20 protein-coding genes are annotated in these 19900 nt (G+C 35.4%); 19 read left to right on the top strand and 1 reads right to left on the bottom strand.

Going from position 1 to position 19900, the window contains the following annotated elements; translation table 11 throughout:
* The first annotated feature begins 16 nt into the window (after positions 1-16).
* From BK577_RS23525 to BK577_RS23455, 15 genes are all read left to right on the top strand, one after another.
* The gene (locus BK577_RS23525) at positions 17-544 is read left to right on the top strand and encodes a TRAP transporter small permease (RefSeq protein ID WP_026560667.1); all 528 of its coding nucleotides are present in this window, start codon (positions 17-19) and stop codon (positions 542-544) included.
* The gene (locus BK577_RS23520; RefSeq protein ID WP_026560668.1) at positions 541-1809 is read left to right on the top strand and encodes a TRAP transporter large permease; all 1269 of its coding nucleotides are present in this window, start codon (positions 541-543) and stop codon (positions 1807-1809) included. The genes BK577_RS23525 and BK577_RS23520 overlap by 4 nt, the downstream gene beginning before the upstream one ends.
* A 206-nt stretch (positions 1810-2015) precedes the next feature.
* Complete coding sequence (locus BK577_RS23515; protein WP_026560669.1) at positions 2016-2849, top strand: transketolase; 834 nt, start codon at positions 2016-2018, stop codon at positions 2847-2849.
* Positions 2849-3799, top strand: a complete 951-nt coding sequence (locus BK577_RS23510; RefSeq protein WP_026560670.1) for a transketolase family protein — start codon at positions 2849-2851, stop codon at positions 3797-3799. Before BK577_RS23515 ends, BK577_RS23510 begins: the two co-directional genes overlap by 1 nt.
* 41 nt (positions 3800-3840) lie before the next feature.
* Positions 3841-4599 (top strand): SDR family NAD(P)-dependent oxidoreductase, encoded by a 759-nt coding sequence (locus BK577_RS23505; RefSeq protein ID WP_026560671.1) that lies wholly within the window; start codon positions 3841-3843, stop codon positions 4597-4599.
* An 87-nt stretch (positions 4600-4686) separates the two neighbouring features.
* Complete coding sequence (locus BK577_RS23500; protein ID WP_026560672.1) at positions 4687-5397, top strand: FadR/GntR family transcriptional regulator; 711 nt, start codon at positions 4687-4689, stop codon at positions 5395-5397.
* A 205-nt stretch (positions 5398-5602) separates the two neighbouring features.
* Entirely contained in the window at positions 5603-5731 is a 129-nt protein-coding gene (locus BK577_RS23495) for a GapA-binding peptide SR1P (protein WP_078435144.1), read from the top strand.
* 107 nt (positions 5732-5838) lie between these two features.
* Positions 5839-6288, top strand: a complete 450-nt coding sequence (rpiB, locus tag BK577_RS23490; protein WP_026560673.1) for a ribose 5-phosphate isomerase B — start codon at positions 5839-5841, stop codon at positions 6286-6288.
* 236 nt (positions 6289-6524) lie between these two features.
* Positions 6525-7232, top strand: a complete 708-nt coding sequence (locus BK577_RS23485; RefSeq protein WP_026560674.1) for a FadR/GntR family transcriptional regulator — start codon at positions 6525-6527, stop codon at positions 7230-7232.
* A 425-nt stretch (positions 7233-7657) separates the two neighbouring features.
* Entirely contained in the window at positions 7658-8683 is a 1026-nt protein-coding gene (locus tag BK577_RS23480; protein ID WP_169908454.1) for a zinc-dependent alcohol dehydrogenase, read from the top strand.
* Between the two features lie 84 nt (positions 8684-8767).
* The gene (locus BK577_RS23475) at positions 8768-9778 is read left to right on the top strand and encodes a TRAP transporter substrate-binding protein (protein WP_078435142.1); all 1011 of its coding nucleotides are present in this window, start codon (positions 8768-8770) and stop codon (positions 9776-9778) included.
* 74 nt (positions 9779-9852) lie between these two features.
* Positions 9853-10326, top strand: a complete 474-nt coding sequence (locus BK577_RS23470; protein ID WP_034332467.1) for a TRAP transporter small permease — start codon at positions 9853-9855, stop codon at positions 10324-10326.
* Positions 10327-10335: 9 nt separating this feature from the next.
* Positions 10336-11616, top strand: a complete 1281-nt coding sequence (locus BK577_RS23465) for a TRAP transporter large permease (RefSeq protein WP_034332469.1) — start codon at positions 10336-10338, stop codon at positions 11614-11616.
* A gap of 164 nt (positions 11617-11780) precedes the next feature.
* Positions 11781-12281, top strand: coding sequence for a thiol peroxidase (gene tpx / locus BK577_RS23460; RefSeq protein WP_026560678.1), 501 nt, complete (start codon positions 11781-11783; stop codon positions 12279-12281).
* A gap of 856 nt (positions 12282-13137) precedes the next feature.
* A complete protein-coding gene (locus BK577_RS23455; protein ID WP_026560679.1) occupies positions 13138-13440 on the top strand; it encodes a Dabb family protein in 303 nt (100 codons plus the stop codon).
* 214 nt (positions 13441-13654) lie between these two features.
* On the opposite strand, the gene BK577_RS23450 is transcribed toward BK577_RS23455, so the two are convergent.
* Positions 13655-14746, bottom strand: a complete 1092-nt coding sequence (locus tag BK577_RS23450; RefSeq protein ID WP_078435141.1) for a LacI family DNA-binding transcriptional regulator — start codon at positions 14744-14746, stop codon at positions 13655-13657.
* Positions 14747-15097: 351 nt separating this feature from the next.
* On the opposite strand from BK577_RS23450, the gene BK577_RS23445 reads away from it, so the two are divergent.
* Genes BK577_RS23445 through glpK form a run of 4 tightly spaced genes read left to right on the top strand, consistent with a single transcriptional unit; the run spans position 15098 to position 19855 of the window.
* Positions 15098-16534 (top strand): L-fucose/L-arabinose isomerase family protein, encoded by a 1437-nt coding sequence (locus BK577_RS23445; RefSeq protein WP_078435140.1) that lies wholly within the window; start codon positions 15098-15100, stop codon positions 16532-16534.
* 27 nt (positions 16535-16561) lie between these two features.
* On the top strand, positions 16562-17392 hold the full coding sequence (locus tag BK577_RS23440; RefSeq protein ID WP_026560681.1) for a transketolase: 831 nt from the start codon (positions 16562-16564) through the stop codon (positions 17390-17392).
* Positions 17389-18354 (top strand): transketolase family protein, encoded by a 966-nt coding sequence (locus BK577_RS23435; protein WP_026560682.1) that lies wholly within the window; start codon positions 17389-17391, stop codon positions 18352-18354. Before BK577_RS23440 ends, BK577_RS23435 begins: the two co-directional genes overlap by 4 nt.
* Positions 18355-18367: 13 nt before the next feature.
* Complete coding sequence (gene glpK / locus BK577_RS23430) at positions 18368-19855, top strand: glycerol kinase GlpK (RefSeq protein WP_051475572.1); 1488 nt, start codon at positions 18368-18370, stop codon at positions 19853-19855.
* Positions 19856-19900: the final 45 nt, after the last annotated feature.

Genomic DNA, 19900 nt, shown 5'->3' with positions numbered 1-19900 from the left:
ATGAGGAGGATATGACATGAAAGGAATCAAGTGGTTAGATGAATACTTTGAAGAATATATCTTAATCGGATTAAGTATTTTAACGGTAATGATTGTATTCACACAAGTATTTATGAGATATGTGCTTGGAGAGTCTCTTACTTGGTCAGAGGAAGTTGCAAGGTATCTATTTATTTGGATGATTTATGTAGGTATTAGTTATGGAGTAAAAAAAGAGAAACACCTTGGGGTCGATGCATTTCCAATGCTGTTTGAAAAAAAGGGGAAAATTATCATTGATATGATAGCTAGTTTCTCATTTTTACTATTTGCTGTTATCATGACTTACTACGGTTTTGATATCGTCCTAAAGGTAACGAGAGAATCAGCTGCATTGGAACTGCCTCTTGAATGGGTTTATGCTGCCCCTGTCGTCGGAATGATTTTAACGTCGATTCGTCTCATTCAAAAATTAGTTCGTTTAGTAAACCAATTGAAAACGTTAAATCTTCCTAAGTTTGACAAGAGTGAAGAACAGACTGATCTTCAGGAGGAAATTGTATGACTAGTTTTGTATTATTTGGTACTTTCTTTTTGTTTATGCTACTATCCGTCCCGATTGCGATATCTCTAGGGTTAGCCGGTTTAATTACAGCTGTTTATTCACCGAATATTTCCATTACATTTCTTGCACAAGGCTTTGTCACTTCGACTGATAATTTCGCGTTAATGGCCATTCCTTTTTTTATCCTGGCCGGTGAGATAATGGGTAAGGGAGGAATATCAGCAAGATTATTTAATTTAGCTAACATATTTGTAGGACGATATACTGGTGGCTTCGCAATAGCTGCAGTTATCACTTGTATGTTTTTTGCTGCTATCTCCGGATCGGGTCCTGCAACAGTAGCAGCAGTTGGGGGCATTATGATACCTGCAATGGTAGCACAAGGCTATGATAGAAAATTTGCAACCGCTGTAATTGTTACGGCAGGATCAATGGGGATTATTATTCCTCCAAGTATCCCAATGGTTCTTTATGGAATATCAGGAAACCAGTCAATTGGGGACTTATTCCTGGGTGGTATTATTCCTGGAGTTTTAATTGGAATTTGTTTAATGATCTGGTGTTATTTCTATTCCAAAAAGAAAGGGTATTCAGGTACCCAAGAGAGCTTTAGCTTTAAAAAGATGCTTATTGCTTTAAATCAAGCTAAATGGTCACTTTTAGTCCCAATCATCATTTTAGGGGGAATATATGGAGGGATATTTACTCCAACAGAGGCAGCCGTTTTTGGAGTTGTTTACGCAGCTTTTGTTAGTATATTCCTGCATAAAGAAATCAAATTCAGCCAATTCCCAAAGATTATTGCGGAAGCGGCTATAAGCTCTGTTGCTATTTTGATCATTATTGGAACAGCAAACGCCTTTGGTACTATTTTAACAATGGAGAAAATACCACAAGCTGTTGCTGAGTCTTTCTTATCAGTATCTGAAAACTCAATTGTGATCATTTTAATTATCATTCTTCTGTTGCTTATTATTGGATGTTTTATTGATACATCAGCAGCAGTGATTATCTTTACACCAATTCTTTTTCCGGTAGCAAGCCAAGTAGGTTTAGATCCAATTCACTTTGGAATTATCATGATTGTGACATTATCGATTGGTTTTATTACACCGCCACTTGGTGTAAATCTATTTGTCGGATCAGGTATATCCGGACTTAGTATGCCTACATTAGTAAGAGCTGTTGTTCCGTTCTTTTTCATCATGCTTGTTAGTTTGGCTATTATTGCGGTTATACCCAAATTAACACTTTTATTACTTTAAGTTTGAGTGAGAGATAATATCTCTCCTCTTTTTTTAGCAAAATATAAATTTATTAAAAATAATTTGTATACTTAGTAGACAAGTAAAAGTGGAAGATGTATACTACAGGTATAGAAAAACTTGTTAGACAAGTGCGGCATAACTTGTATGACAAGTGAACAACATTATAAGATTACAATTTTAAATAAATCATTGAGGTGATAAAGTTGAAAAATATAAGTATTGAAGAATTAAAAGACATAGCCATTGAAATGAGAAAAACAGCTGTAACAATGATTCACAAAGCACAATCAGGTCATCCGGGTGGGTCACTATCTGCTGCGGACTTAATGACAGCGCTATATTTTAAAGAAATGAACATCGATCCAAGCAATCCTAATTGGGAAGATCGTGACAGATTTGTCCTTTCCAAAGGACATGTTTGTCCAATTCTATATTCAGCTTTAGCCTTAAAAGGGTATGTTCCATATGACACAATTTACACGTTAAGAGAATATGGCTCTCCATTCCAAGGACACCCAGACATGAAGAAATGTCCTGGTATTGATATCTCAACTGGATCTTTAGGTCAAGGACTTTCATGTGGTGTAGGGATGGCGATTGCAGGAAAACGAGATAAAAAAGATTATCGTGTCTTCTCATTATTGGGTGATGGTGAATGTCAAGAAGGTCAGATTTGGGAAGCAGCTCAGACTGCAGTGAAATATCAATTAGATAATTTAGTCGTGTTTGTCGATAACAACAGACTTCAAATCGATGGTTTTACTGATGAAATCATGCCATTACAAGATTTAGAAAAGAAATTTGAAGTGTTTGGATTTGAAACAAAACGAATCGATGGACACTCAATGGAAGAGATTGTTGAAACTCTTGATGAAATAAGAGCTGCTAAAAATGGAAAACCAAAATGTATCGTGATGGACACTGTAAAAGGTAAAGGTGTTTCTTATATGGAAGATGTTGCTGAATGGCACGGGGTAGCTCCTAATGATGAAGAATACAAACAGGCAATTGGAGAAATCGCAGGGGGGTTAAAATAATGAGTATCTTAGAAAAAACGCTAACGACAAAGAAAGCAACTAGAGAAGCTTTTGGTGATGAAATTGTAAAGTTAGGAAAGGAAAATAAAGATATTTATGTCATTGATGTTGATATTGCGAAATCGTGTAAAACGAGCAACTTTATTAAACAATTACCTGATCAACATATAAATGTTGGAATTGCAGAGCAAAATGCAGCTGGATTAGCAGCAGGACTTGCAACTACTGGAAAGATTCCTTTTGTAAGCACTTACGCAGTTTTCGGTTCTTTAAGAATGGCAGAGCAAATTAGACAAGAAGTTTGTTATCCAAACTTGAATGTTAAAATTGCTTGTTCTCACGGTGGATTAACTCCAGCTAACGATGGTGGAAGTCACCAGGCAATTGAAGATATGGGAGTATTAAGAAGCTTTCCAAATATGACAGTCATTATGGGGGCAGATTACTATTCTACTAGAAAGCTAGTTGAGCAAGCGGCAAACATGTATGGTCCAGTTTACCTCCGCTTTACAAGAGATACAGTTCCAATGATTTATGACGAAAATGAAGAATTCACAATCGGTAAGGCCAAAAAATTACAAGATGGTTCAGACATTGCTATTATTGCAAACGGTGACACTGTGCGCTTAGCAATTGAAGCGACAAAAGAGTTAGAAAAAGAAGGAATCTCTGTCAAGCTATTAGATATGCATACAATTAAACCATTAGACCGTGAGGCTGTGGTTGAATGTTTAGAAGTTGGAAAAATTATTACTGTTGAAGATCACAATATTTTAAATGGTTTGGGCAGCGGTGTATGTGAAGTTGTAGCAGAAGAAGGCAGAGGTAAGGTAAGCAGAATCGGGGTTCAGGATCAATTTGGTCAGTCTGCGCCATATGAAAAACTATTAGAACTGAATGGAATCACTGTTGAGAATATTATTGGTACTGCTAAAAATATGCTTCGATAATCTTTGAAATAAATAAATTATAAAATTGGGAGTGGAAGAAAATGTTTCAATTACATGATAGAGTAGCAATCGTAACAGGAAGTGGATCTAAAAAAGGGATTGGACGTACAATTGCATTAGCACTTGCAAAACAAGGTGCAGCGATAGTTGTAGCTGATTTAAATCTAGAAGGAATCGATGATACTGTAAACGCCATTACTGAAGCTGGTGGTAAGGCGTTAGGTGTAGAATTAAATGTTACAAACAAAGAGTCTGTTGACGCTATGGTAGAAAAAGTACTCGCAGAATACGGAAGAATTGATATTCTCGTTAATAATGCGGGAATATCTCAAAAAGTAACTGTACAGGACATGACACTTGAGGATATGACGAGAGTCTTTAATGTTAATATGTTTGGTCTGTTCCTATGTACTCAAAGTGTACTAGAGCCGATGAGAAAACAAAAGTTTGGTCGCATTATCAACCTTTCCTCTGTATCTGCTAAAAGAGGTGGAGGAGTTTTCGGCGGAGCGCACTATTCAGCATCTAAAGCTGCTGTATTAGGCTTCTCTAAAAATCTTGCACGTGAAGTAGCTGTGGATGGCATCACAGTAAACAGTGTTGCACCTGGACTAGTTAACACTGAAATTTGGAAGTCTCTTCCTGAAGAAGATGCAAAGAAGGTTATTGATAGCATCCCAATGGGTAGACCTGGTGAAGTTAGTGAAATTGCCTCAGCTATTGCATTCTTAGCGTCAGAAGAAGCATCTTATATTACAGGCGAAGAAATAGATATTAACGGTGGTTCTCACATGGATTAATTTCTATAGTTAAAACAGGCAACCAAGACTTGGCTGCCTGTTTCAACATTCATTTTAATAGTTTTCTATAACATAATATAGAGAGAAGTGAGGACGATCAATTTTATCCCTGTTTCCAGTAAAAAACTATATATTCAAATTTATAATCAAATACTATCAGAGATTGAAGTTGGCGTAGTTAAAGAAGGGGAAAAACTGCCTTCGGAAAGAGAGTTATGTGAACTTTTTAATGTGAGTCGAGCACCTGTTAGACAGGCTCTCAGTGCATTAGAGTTGAATGGAGTTATCTATTCACGCCAAGGGGAAGGCATATTCGTGAAAAATAGTAAGGTTCTTACAGGGAATTTTCAAACATCATTCTTTTTAAAATTGATTTCCCCAGAGGATATTGTTGAAGCAAGAATGAGTATAGAGCCGTTAATAATTGAATTTGCTGCACTAAGAGCTACAGATGACGATATTAAAGCACTTCAAAAGACGATCAAAAAGATGGAAGAAGAAACGAAATCTGGAGTATACGTACCGGAAACAGATGAAACATTACACAAACAAATAGCAGAGGCTTCCCATAATGACTTATTCATAAAGTTTATGTCGGCTATTAGTAATGCAATGAAGCAACAGGAAATGTGGCATTTTATTCGAGATAGGACGGTAACCAGACCAGATTATAGAGATATAAATTTTAAAGAACACTTATCTCTTATCAAAGCTATTGAGGAACATAATGCAAAAAAAGCAGTAGAATTAATGACCTCTCATATGGAAAATCTTTATGAGCGATATTGGAAGGCATAATATATAGATGACATGAAGAGATCTTAAATTCTCTATAAACAAAGTGCAATCGTAAAGAAAGCAAATGTAAAAGTAAAAGACTAAGCTATAAAACAAAGAACATTGACAATTGATGGATTGAAAAGTAAACTAAATATAAGTACGCTTGTATGACAAGTACACAAGTATACGAATTTACGATTAATTGAATGGGGGAGAAGAACAGATGGGTACAGTAATTTGCCAAAATTGTAATTCAACGATCGATCACTTTGAAAATGAAAAGGTAACTGTTCTTTATTCTAAGTGTGAATGCTGTGACAACGCTAAAAAGATTGATCGTACAAAAAAATAATTTTATATTCGTTCTTTTTGGAATCAAATGAAAAGGTTTTCAGTTTAATAACGTATAACTTAGTAATAAAATCAAAGTTATGGATATACACGAGTAGGAGGGAAAAAATGAAAGTAGCTATTGCATCAGATCATGGTGGTATAACCATCCGCAAAGAAATTATCTCTTTGCTTGAGGAAATGAATGTAGATTATATTGACTTAGGGTGTGAATGCCAATCCTCAGTAGATTACCCTGATTATGCTGTCCCAGTAGCAGAAATGGTAGCAAAAGGTGAGGTAGAAAGAGGCATATTAGTGTGTGGCACTGGTATAGGAATGAGTATTGCTGCTAATAAGGTAAAGGGAATTCGTTGTGCACTTGTTCACGATACCTTCAGTGCTAAAGCAACAAGGGAACATAATAACTCGAATATTCTAGCTATGGGAGAGCGTGTCATTGGTCCAGGATTAGCTCGTGATATTACAAAAATATGGTTAACTACCTCCTTCGAAGAGGGCGAAAGACATGAAAATCGTATTAGAAAGGTAACAGAACTTGAAATGCAATATAGATAATGTTATATGAGAGTGATGGTCTGCCCATCACTCTCTTTTAATGCTTTGGAAACTAGAGAAGTGGTACGAAGGGGACTTCTGGGTTACCCATAAAGAAATCAAACAGCAGCAATCAACAAGAATAGCTTCGATATATGTTAAATTAATCCTGTATTAGTGTTGCTCTTTAAAAGAGAAAAGCTTATAATTAAATGTGTTTTAGTAACGTTTACACGTAAGAATACATATTGAGAGAAGTGATTAAAATTAGCTTTAATCGAGTATCCAGTGAAAAATTATATATACAAATTTATAATCAAATTCTTTCAGAAATCCAATCAGGATCTTTCAATATAGGTGATAAATTACCTGCAGAACGAGAGCTTTGCGAACAGTTTGGAGTTAGTCGTGCTCCGATTAGACAAGCATTAAGTGCTCTTGAGTTGAATGGTATCATTTACTCTCGTCAAGGAGAAGGTGTGTATGTTAAAAATACACAAATATTAAATCATTCTGATTCAGCTTTTATATTGGATTCAACCTCACCAGAAGACATTGTAGAAGCAAGAATGAATATTGAGCCGGTTATTATTAAATATGCTGCACTAAGAGCAACTGACGAGGATATTGAGGAACTTCGCTCAACTATTCAAAAAATGGAGGAAGAAACAAAGTCTGGCATATACGTCCCGGATACTGATGAAGCCCTTCATAAAGGAATAGCAAAGGCTTCTCATAATGACTTATTTATTAAAATTATGGCTGCAATTAGTAATGCAATGAAACAGCAGGAAATGTGGAAGCTCATTAGAGATCGGACATTTACTCGTCCAGATTATCGAGACGTTAACTTTGAAGAGCATAAAATGCTTATTAAAGCCATCGAAGAGCATGATGAATTGAAAGCTGTGGAACTAATGACGACTCATATGCAGAACCTCTATGATCGATATTGGAAAGATTAATTGTAAAAGAACGGTTATAATAAATGCTTAAAGGACTTTATCAAGGTTTCCATTCTTGATAAAGTCCTTTTTATATTTTGGTATAAAAAAGCAACGGAAGGTTCTGAATATTCTTTTGATTTACATTGACATTTAGGTCAAGGGTAGATATACTGTGATTATAAGTTAACTTAGCATACAAGTTAACAAGATTATAAGATGACAATATTGTTTTTTTAATTTTTGTAATCGCTAACAAAATAGTCTCCAGTTACCTTTTTGAGTTGAAAACATCAGAAGTTCTTAGTAGATTTCGCTTATTGTGTATGGCTTCTGCTGTATGTTACATCCTGTTCTACTCATTAAGGTTATGTTTTATCTTTTAAAATGTAAGCGATTACTTGTCTGCGTTGTTCTCATGAAAAATAGCTTAAGGGGGAATGGCTTTGAAAGCAGCATTATTTGATAGGGTTGAACATTTTACGGTCATTGGAAAAGAGGTGCCAAAAATAAAGGGGAATGATGTGTTAATTAGAGTGATAAGTGCCGGGATATGTGGTTCTGATATTCATGCATATTTGGGAAAACATCCTTTTCGGCATCCACCAAGCATTTTAGGACATGAAGTAGTCGGCAAAATAATAGAGGTGGGGAATAGTGTCTTAACGTTTGAAGAAGGAGATATGGTCACGATTGAACCGCAGATTGGATGTGGGAATTGCAATTCTTGTATAAAAGGGGACTACAATCTTTGCGAAGAAAAAGTTGTACTCGGAACAACCGAGTGGGATGGGGGGTTCGCAGAATATGTAGTAGCTAAAGAGAAGAGTGTTTACAAACTTCCGAAAACGCTAACGCCAGATTTAGCTGTCCTTACAGAACCTCTTGCAGTAGGTGTTCATGCTGTAAATATTGCCGAAGTAAAACAGGGAGATAAAGTAGCCATACTTGGTTCAGGACCTATAGGACTTGTTACGGCAGTTGCTGCTCATGCCAAAGGGGCTGAAACGATATGTCTGACAGATGCCATCGATAAAAATTTAGAAATAGGAAAAAAATTATGTGCAACGGATGTTGTGAATGTAAGGTATCAATCCTTAAAAGAATATGCTGCTGCTCATATTGGTCAATTTGATCATGTTTTTCTTACAGCGAGTTATGAAACGATAGTAGATGATGCTTTGAATGTGTTGAAAAGAAAAGGAAAAATCATTTCTATTGCCTTATTCGAAGAACAAATTTCGATTGATTTAAATAGATTGATGATGTCAGAGATTCAGATATATGGATCTTCAATGTATGTAAAAGAAGACTTTGATATGGCAATTGATATTTTAGCGAGTCGTAAGTATAAGCTTGAATCATTAATTACCCATAGGTATCACTTTGACCAGATAAATGAGGCGATGGAAGTAGCCTTAACAAAAAATGGTTCTCCAATAAAAGTGGTTGTTGATATGATGAAAATTTAGTCTCTACTTTCTTTGTTAAAAGATAGGTGCGTTTTAAAAAAATGCCTATTAAAAATATATATACGATTATAAGGGGGAGTAATGATGAGAAAAACAGCTTTATCATTTATGTTAGTAATTTTAGTGGTCTTTTTAGCTGCTTGTGGTGGAAAAGAAACATCTAGTGATAGTAAAAAAAGTAATGACAATGGGGACAAAATTACGATTAAATTTGCACATAGTGCCGTCGAATCAAACTCAAGACATGAGGCTGCTTTGAAATTTAAATCTTTAGTAGAAGAGAAGTCCAATAATCAAATAACAGTTGAAGTTTTCCCAAATGAGGTTTTAGGTAGTGAGCCGCAAATGGTTGAAGGTGTTTCATTTAACGATATTCAAATGGTAGCTGCTAGTACGTTTGCACAATATGAACCAAAGGTAGATGTTTTTGGGTTACCTTTCTTATTTGAGACAAATGAACAGGCATGGGAAGCATTAGACGGCCCAATTGGTGAGGAAGTATTTTCAGGATTACTTGATGACAACTTACGTGTGCTGGGACATTTCGAAAACGGATTCAGACATGTTACGAATAATTCAAAACCAATTGAAAAAGTTGAAGATTTAAAAGGATTAAAGATTCGCACGCCTGAAATGCCTATATTAGTAAGCATCTTTGAATCGCTTGGATCAAACCCTACCCCAATGGCATTTGGAGAACTCTATATGGCCTTACAACAAGGTACGGTGGATGGACAGGAAAATCCGATCTCAAATATCCATGCAACGAAGTTCTATGAAGTTCAAAAATATCTAAGTTTAACAAGTCATTCATATAGCCCAACTACTGTCGCAATAAGTGATGAATTTTGGCAAACGTTAACATCCGAACAGCAGGAAATCGTTCAATCAAGTTTAAAAGAAGCTTCAACATTTCATAGAGACTTAGTTATGAAGGATGAAGAAACTCTTTTAAAAGAGCTGGAAAAAGAGGGAATGAAAGTGAATAAACCTGAAGTCGCATCTTTTAGAGAAGCTTCCAAATCTGTCTATGAAGAATATGAAGATACTTATGGTAAAGACCTTATCGACCGTATCCTAAAGGCTCAAGAGTAAAAAGGTGAGAAAAGCAGAATCTATCCGAATGGTTATCTTCAGTGGATTCTGCTTTTTATAAAGGGGGTAAATTTATGTCGGTTATAAAATGGTTAGATGAGAATATAGAGGGCTTCTTACTTATTTTACTTAGTATCCTAACAGTAGTAGTCGTTTTTATCCAAGTGTTTATGAGGTATGTATTAAGTGCCTCTCTTGTTTGGTCAGAGGAATTAGCCAGGTATGCTTTTATATGGATGATTTATATTGGGGTAAGTTATGGAGTAAAACGGCAAGCACATATAAGCGTTGACGCATTGGCAATGCTGTTTAAAAGGAAAGGTAAGTTTTTGTTAGCCATGTGCGCAAATTTAGCATTTTTAGCATTTGCTGTTATTCTCATATACTTCAGTTTTGAAGTCGTCATTCAAGTTACACGTACTTCACCGGCTTTAAATATACCTATGCAATGGGTGTATGCAGCTCCAATGGTTGGATTATTATTAACGGCTATTCGAATCATTCAAAGAATGAAAATTCAATTTGATCTATTTAGATCTGGGGAGTAGGTGATAAGTATGACAGCACTTGTATTATTTGGTAGTTTCGTATTCTTTTTACTTTTAACTGTTCCTATCGGTATATCTCTGGGATTAGCTTCTCTTGTCACAATTTTGTATGCAGATGTCACATCAGTTGAATATCTCGCACAAAGTCTTGTTCAATCTACTGATTCATTTCCTTTAATGGCAGTTCCTTTCTTCATTTTAGCAGGAGAGATTATGGGGAAAGGTGGAATATCAGAGCGTCTTTTTAAGCTGGCTAATGTTTTTGTTGGTAATTTTACAGGTGGTTTCGCAATGGCGGCGGTACTGACTTGTATGTTTTTTGCAGCGATTTCCGGATCTGGTCCTGCAACAGTTGCAGCAGTTGGAGGGATTATGATTCCAGCAATGGTTGGATATGGCTATGATAAAAAATTTGCTACCGCAGTTGTCGTAGCTGCCGGTGCACTAGGTATTATCATTCCACCAAGTATCCCTATGGTTATATACGGTGTATCTGGAAGTGTATCAATTGGTGATATGTTTATTGCCGGTATTATACCTGGAGTACTAATTGGTGTCGTAATGATGGCATGGAGTTATATTTACTCGAAAAAGAATAACTATAAAGGAAATGGTGAAAAGTTTACATTTAAAAGAGCGCTATCCGGGATTAATGAGGCGAAGTGGGCCATATTTATTCCTATCCTTATCTTAGGAGGCATATATGGAGGTATCTTTACACCAACAGAGGCGGCTGTAGTTGCTGTTGTATACGCGGCAATTATTAGTATTTTTGTTTATAAAGAGCTGACATTTAAAACATTTCCTAAAGTATTAAAGGATGCAGCATTAACATCTGCAACAATATTAATTATTATTGGGACGGCAAATGCATTTGGAAGAATTTTAACGATGGAACAAATTCCTAGATTGGTAGCTGATTCATTGTTAAGTGTATCGTCTAATCCTCTTGTCATATTATTGCTTATTAATCTCTTGCTATTATTTGTTGGAATGTTTATGGATACTGTAGCAGCAATCATTATATTAGTTCCAATCTTATTGCCTATTGCCATTAATATTGGAATCGACCCAATTCAGTTTGGAATTATCATGATTGTAAACTTGGCAATTGGTTTTATCACTCCACCAGTAGGTGTAAATCTATTTGTTGGGTCTGGAATATCGGGGTTATCAATCGAGTCTCTTGCTAAAGCTACGGTTCCATTTTTTATTGCGATGATTTTAAGTTTAACGGTTATTACAGTCATTCCTGAAGTGTCTCTGTTCTTGGTTGAGTTTTTTAAATAAAAAGAAATGAGACTATGGATGTTGACAAGGACAATATGGAAAAGTAAACTTTAGTTATTGGATTACTTAGTATACAAGAATACAAACGAGTTAGGTTGATAGTTAATTTGTTTGTATTCATTAGATAAGTGTATCCAATGTTTAGACATAAAGGAGGAATTGGTATGGCTTCAGTTACATTTTTAAATGACCCTGTTACATTAGTAGGAAAAGAAATAAAAGTCGGAGACACTGCACCTGATTTTGTAGTACTTGATAATGATTTATCACCGGTAAGACTTGAGGATTCTGAAGGAAAGGTACGCTTAATTTCAGTGGTACCTTCACTTGACACTGGGGTTTGTGATGCACAAACTCGTCGTTTCAATGAAGATGCTTCTAGTGTAAGCGGTGTAGAAGTGTTAACAATCAGCGTTGATTTACCATTTGCACAAAAAAGATGGTGTGGATCAAAAGGGCTTGAAAATGTTAAAACGCTTTCTGATCACCGTAATCTTTCATTTGGTGAAGCGTATGGCGTTCATATTAAAGAATTACGTCTTTTAGCAAGAGCCGTTTTTGTTATTGATTCAAGTGATAAGGTTACATATGTTGAATATGTAAACGAAGTTTCAAATCATCCTAATTATGAGGCAGCAATTGAAGCTGTTAAAGCAGCACGATAAGAAAAAATAATATTACTATAGAAAAGGAGGGTTCTTTGAGTTAGAGCCTTCCTTTTTGTTATCGGTATTTTTATCAAAAGGTTGATCACATACTTTCAAATTGCACATTTTCTCTAGAAAAATTTTGTTTAAACCTCTGTACTTACATGCAAAAAGGTATCTAATGTGACTCGAACACGGTGATGTCCTAGTACAGCTTTTGAATTTCACCTAATGCCATTTATGTTGGCATGTATATATTTTAATTTCTAAACGCTACTTTAGCTTTGTATACAGAAGAAAGTTCTGTTACTACTTTAATAACACTTAATGGATCCAACTCCTCTTAACTTATCCAAAAAACAAAAAGACGGCTACTTTATCATAAGAATATAGTTTTCCCACTAGTTGAGAAAAACAATAAGTCCCCCCAGTACTGTCCCATTGTAATACTGAATTTGCCTCTATTTTTAATACTAAAAACTTTTATCTATGGGTATAATCTTGCTGTCTCATTTTCACGACTTTCCATTTTATTTTCCGAATGACCTTTTCTCTCCGTTTAAAACACCTCTATGTAATCGTGATAGATTTAAACTATTTCGGAAGTGTTACTTCCTTGTCTCAAATATCTGGGTCTCTCCACAACAATAAATTACAGTGGATCTGGAAGTGTACAAACATTGGTAGACGATCAGTAGAATAGAGTTTAACAGTATAGTTGGGACTAGGGACACGCTTTTCACCTTTGAAAATTCAAATGATTCCAATTTATGGAATTATTGGATAAAATGCTTGGATTTCCCCTGTATAATGAGTAATAATGTAAAGAATGATGAAATTTCTAATAAATTTATGTCGAAAGGGATGAATAAAAATGTATGAACACATGGTATTTTTTAAATTTAATGAATTTTTAACACCGGAGAAAGAAAAGGAATTACTTGGAAGACTTAATAGCTTTCAAGATAAGATTCCTGGTATTAAAGAATTAACGGCAGGATTTAACGTTACAGAGGAAGTGGAAAATATGAAGGGGTTTACTTTAGGGCTGCGAGTGACTTTTGAAAATAAGAATGCTCTGGACAATTATGGGCCTCATCCAGTTCATCAAGAGTTTGTGGGATCATTAGAAGGAGTTATTGAAGACGTGGTTGTTGTTGACTATCCTTTTGCGTAAAAAGAAGGGTTTCATATGAGAGTCGTATTGACTTGCCTGGTAAAACATATTTTAAGGAGAACTAGGTTTTTTATCTTAAGTAGACAATAAATTAAGGAGGATGTTTATTAGAAATAGCCTAGTAATCATCCTCCTTATATTTTTTAGTCACTATTGGTCTCTAACCTTACATGATTCTTTAGTGATCAAATAGGTCAATGAGAACAAAAAATCTCTAGTTTATTAAAGTACTAGAAATTTTATTAGGTTTTACTTCATCAGTCATATTTTCATTTTTATAAAAAGTACTGGATTTTCTTACCACTAATTCAGTATCAATAAACATATTTATTCGATCAAAATCGTTATTTTCGATTTGATTAATAAGTTGTTCAACTGCTATTGCAGCCATCTTTTCTTTCTTTACATGAATAGTTGTTAATTCTGGAGTAATAACCTGGGATTCAAAAATATTATCAAATCCTATTACCGATATCTCATCAGGTACACGAATTCCTAACTCAAGTAGTGATTTAATCACGCTAATTGCAATATAGTCTGCTTCACAAAACAAAGCTGTAGGAAGATTGTGTGAACGCTTTTTTATCTTTTCTATAAAGACATCCTGGGAGGAAATGGTTGTTGGTGATAGAAAAAATACATTTTCGTTCTTAATTTCTAAACCATGTTCACTAAGTGACTGTAAAAACCCTATTTTTCTCATTTCGAAATTATACATTCTTGAATTAGACTCTATATAACCAATTTCACTGTGCCCTAATTCAATAAGATGCCTTCCTGCTAAATATGCCCCATGGACATTATTCATTACAATAAAATTGGTATTTAATGTTTCAAAGCAAGTATCGAGAACAACTAAATTTTGTTGAATAGTCGATACTATGTTGATTTGTTCAGGTGTTAAGTTTGTTCCCAATAATAAAATACCTGAAGATGGTTGCTCTTGCTCAAGTCTTGTTAATTCTTCTTTTAACATATTAATGTCAACTGATGTTACTAATAAGGAATATCCGCTGGGGTTAACCTGTTTATCAATATTATTTATTAGCTCCATAAAAAAAGGAAGTGATTCATAGTGTTCCGTCACAATTCCTGAGTTTGTACAAGCTACAAACCTTAATAATTTATTTCGGGTCTGAAAGTATTGCTCAGCTTTTAGAATCGGACGTGGAATATACCCGTGTTCTTGTGCGATTTTGACTATTTTATCTCGAGTTTCTTCACTCACACCATTTTTTCCATTTAAAGCTAAAGAAACAGCTGATTTTGAAACATTTGCTAATTTAGCGATATCATCTAGTCTCATCTAATTTCTCCTGCCTATTTAAAGTTTATATGAATTAAACTAAATATTTTTATGTATTATAGCATAAATAAAACTAAACATGATATCGTTTAGTCTGTTGGTAATAATAATGATCAGCATATTCATTGAGGAATGAAGAGTAAAATTAAGTTTTTAAATAAACTTTTATATAAATTCCAATAAAATAACTAAAAAATATTAGTTGAGTTTATTGACCTACTGAAAAAAATGAATTATTATACATTTATAACACATATAAAAAAACTAAAAAGGTTTAGTTACTTAGTTTATGTATACGCTTTAAAATTAAAATTGACCTAAATTCAGACCATTTCTTGGAGGTAACTACTCATGCAAAGATTAAAGTTAGGTTTTGCACCTACACGTCGATTTGTTTTTAGTAAAAAAGATGCACTGAAATACAAAAACTTAATAAGAGAAAAAATTGAAAGCTTCGGATTGGATATTGAGATTGTTGATTTAGAGGGGATTAACGACGAAGGGCTATTACATGAACGCCTTGAAGAGCCTGCTATTATTAAACGTTTTAGAGATGCTGAAGTGGATGCGCTGTTTTTCCCTCACTGTAATTTTGGAACTGAGGATATTGTTGCTCGTGTGGCAAAGGCTATTGGAAAGCCGGTATTGCTTTGGGGGCCTAGAGATGAAGCTCCACTAGAAGATGGTATGCGCCTTCGTGATTCACAATGTGGAATCTTTGCAACAGGGAAGGTTTTAAGACGATTTAATGTAAAGTTCACTTACATTACGAACTGCCGCGTTGATGATCCAATCTTCGAGAGAGGTTTTAAAAATTTCATTGGTGCTGCAAATGTAGTTAAGCATTTTAGTAGTTTAAGAATTTTACAGATTTCAACTCGACCTTCTGATTTCTGGTCAGTTATTTGCAACGAGGGTGAGTTATTAGAGACATTTGGTATTCAAATCCATCCTATCACTCTAGATGAGTTAAAGAAAACAACGTTAAAAATAGAAAAGACGGATAGTCCTGAATTAGATGAGGCTATGAATTATATCAAGGAAAAGCTTGATTGGAGCTCAGTGACTGAAGAAGATGTTAGACGAATTGCATCATTAAAAGTAGCCATGAAACAGTTGGCTGAAGATACAAGGAGTACAGCGATTGCCATCCAATGTTGGTCAACACTACAAGATATTATTGGCATCATGCCTTGCTTAGCAAATGCAATTTTAACGGATGAACAAATTCCAGTTACTTGTGAAACAGATATCCATGGAGCGATTACATCAATTATGGTTCAAGCAGCAACATTAAATACGCATCCAACATTTTTTGCCGACATCACGGTTCGTCATCCTGAGAATCCAAATGGTGAATTATTGTTCCATTGTGGGAACTTCCCTGTTTCACTAAGTAAAGAAGAAAAACCAAAATTAAACAAGCATTTTTTGTTTGATGATCATTCTCCAGGAACTCATGAAGGTGAAATTAAAGGTGGAGAAATGACTTTAGCTCGTTTTGATGGAGACCATGGAGAGTATTCAATCTTTCTGGGGAAGGCAAAAGGAATTGAAGGACCATTTACCAGAGGTTCATATGTATGGGTTGAGGTAAATGACTGGCCATTATGGGAAGAAAAATTAGTTAAAGGCCCATATATTCATCATTCGGTAGGAATTCATGCAAACGTAATCCCGGTCCTATTTGAGGCATGTGAGTATATTCCTGGTTTAACACCTGACCCGGTTGATCCGACAGAAAATGAAATTAGAGCATGGTTACGTGGTAGTGATCTTAACAAATAAATTGTGAAAAATGGGAGGGTTCTTATTATGGAAGAGATTGCATTTTTGAAAAGAAAGGCGATAGAAATTAGAAAATCACTATTAACGATGATCTATGAGGCAAGAACAGGTCATACGGGTGGCTCGTTATCAAACACTGATATTTTAACTGTTCTTTATTACAAGATTATGAACATTGATCCAAACAATCCAAATTGGGAAGAGCGTGATCGTTATGTTCAAAGTAAAGGACATTCAGTTGAGTCTTTATGGGCTATTTTAGCTGATAAAGGCTTCTTTCCGAAAGAAGAACTAAAAACATTTTCGAAATTTAATTCCAGGCTAATTGGGCATCCGAATAATAAAGTACCTGGCATTGAGATGAATACAGGTTCATTGGGGCACGGTTTACCAATTTCGGTTGGTATGGCTTTAGCTGCTAAGATGGATGGAAAATCTTATCGGGTTTATACCTTAATGGGAGACGGAGAGCAGGCTGAGGGCTCTGTATGGGAAGGTGCGATGGCAGCTTCACAATATAAACTGGATAATTTAACGGCAATTATTGACCGAAATCGCCTGCAAATTACGAATACCACAGAAGATGTCATGGGTCTTGAACCACTTGGAGATAAATGGAGAAGCTTTGGATGGGAAGTTGTTGAAGTAGAAGGAAATGATGTGAAAGAACTAGTTAATGTATTCAGTCATACTCCAAAAACTCCAGGGAAACCAACATTAATCCTAGCTAATACAGTAAAAGGAAAAGGAATTTCGTTTGCTGAAAATCAAGTAGGCTGGCATCACCGCGTTCCAACTGAAGAAGAATATAACCTAGCTATGGAGGAACTTTCAAAACAATTGGAGGTTTTAGTATGAAAAATGTTGCAGTGAAAACATCAAAAGGTAATAAAATAGCCAATCGCCAGGCGATTAGTGAAATATTATTAGAACTTGGTAAAAAAGATAAAGATCTATTAGTGCTAACAAGCGATTCTAGAGGCTCTGCTTCAATGGTACAGTTTGGAAAAGAATTGCCAGAACAAATTGTTGAGGTTGGAATTGCTGAACAAAATATTGTTGGGATGGCATCTGGGTTGGCTCATTCTGGTAAAAAGCCGTTTATTGCTTCACCAGCTTGTTTCTTAAGTATGAGAAGTATTGAACAAATTAAAGTAGATGTTGCCTATTCGCAAACAAATGTAAAGTTGATCGGGATAAGTGGAGGAGTTAGTTACGGTGCGCTTGGTATGTCACATCACTCCTTACAAGATATAGCAGTAACACGTGCGATACCTGGCCTTGATGTGATGATGCCTGCAGATCGTCATGAAGCTAAGAAGATGATTGAAGCTTTAGTTGAAAGTGACCGACCAGCCTATGTAAGAATTGGGCGTAATCCAGTAGAGGATTCCTATGTATCAGATGAATACGAATTTGAAATTGGTAAAGCGGTTACGATGAGAGAGGGTAGTGATTTAACGATTATTGCTAGTGGAGAAACGGTTCGTGTAGCATTAGACTCTGCAGAAGCACTTGAACAAGAAGGAATTAATTGTAGAGTAATCAACATGCACACAATCAAGCCTTTAGATGAAGAAGCTATTATTAGAGCAGCGCGTGAGACTGGAAAAATTATTACGATTGAAGAGCACAGCATACATGGTGGTTTAGGTGCAGCTGTTGCTGAAGTGGTCATTCAACATCAACCGGTTCCATTGAAAATCATTGGAATACCAGATGAACCTCCTATTACTGGGAATACTGCTGAAGTCTTTAAGCATTATGGGATTAGTGTCGATAATGTAAAAAATATCGCTTTGCAATTGAATAACAATTAATCGAGGGATAGATATGACAACAAACTATATACTTGCGATCGATCAAAGCACATCAGGTACAAAAGCTTTAGTTGTAAATTCAGATGGAGAAATTACACATAAAACTGCGCTAGCCCATAAACAATACTATCCAGAGTCAGGGTGGGTTGAGCATGATCCAATAGAAATCTATGAAAATGTAAAACATGTGATAACAGAGGTTGTTCAATTTGCCTCTGTTTCTCTTAATCAATATAAAGTGTTGGCTTTAACAAACCAAAGGGAAACCATTGTCGTTTGGGATAAGGAAACAGGAATTCCTGTTTATAATGCAATCGTATGGCAATGTAGAAGAACATCTGATTCTTGTAAGGGCTTAAAAGAAAAAGGATTTGAAGATAAAATCCAATCTAAAACAGGCTTAACGATTGACCCTTATTTTTCTGCGTCAAAGATAAGTTGGATTTTAGATCATGTTGAAGGTGCAAGAGAAAAAGCAAATGAAGGAAAACTATTACTTGGAACGATAGATAGTTGGTTAATTTGGAAGTTAACGGGTGGAAGCGTTCATGCAACTGATTATACAAATGCAAGTAGAACACTTCTATTTAATATTCATACCCTTGCTTGGGACGATGAATTATTAGAGATATTCAATATCCCGAAAACAATGCTACCAGAGGTGAAAAGCTCAAATGATATTTTTGGTAGAGTAAATGATCCTAATCTTTCTTTTTTAGGATTACCGATCTCGGGAATCATAGGTGATTCACAGGGCGCCTTATTTGGACAAAAGTGCTTTGAAAAAGGAATGGCAAAAGCAACCTATGGTACGGGTACTTCTGTCATGATGAATACTGGTCATTTAGTAAATGCACAAAATGGTTTAGTTACATCTGTTGCATGGGTGATTGATGGTGAAGTAAGTTATGCACTTGAGGGGATTATCAATAGCACGGGTGATGTTCTGAAGTGGGTGAAAGAGGATCTTGAGTTATTTAGTGATTTCTCAGAGGTTGAATCTCTCGCAACTTCTATCCCGGATAATCAAGGCGTATACTTAGTTCCTGCATTTGTTGGTTTAGGTGCACCTTATTGGAATCCATATGCACGAGCTGCCATCTTGGGAATGAATCGAAATTCAGGGAAGGCACATATTATTCGTGCAGCGTTAGAAAGTATCACCTATCAAGTATCTGACGCTATTGAATTAATGAAAAATGAATCAAACATTGAGATAAAAGAGTTAAAAGTAGACGGTGGTGCGACAAGTAATTCATTTTTAATGCAGTACCAAGCTGACATGATTGGAAGTGATGTTGTTGTTTCACTAGTGGCAGAACTTTCTTCATTAGGATCTGTGTACTTAGCTGGATTAGGTGTTGGGATATGGAATTCGATTGATGAGATACAACGGCTAAATCAGGAAAGTAAGAAATATCAACCAGTTATTTCAAGTGAGTTGAGAGATCGTTATTATCAAGGTTGGCAAGAATCGGTAAAGAGCGTTTTAGTTAAATGATCAAATAAAGGGTTACTTATGTGTTTTGTATGATTAATAAGAAAT

Source organism: Metabacillus halosaccharovorans, from assembly GCF_002019635.1.
Classification (GTDB): domain Bacteria; phylum Bacillota; class Bacilli; order Bacillales; family Bacillaceae; genus Metabacillus; species Metabacillus halosaccharovorans.
This window is presented reverse-complemented; position numbering and strand designations above follow the sequence as displayed.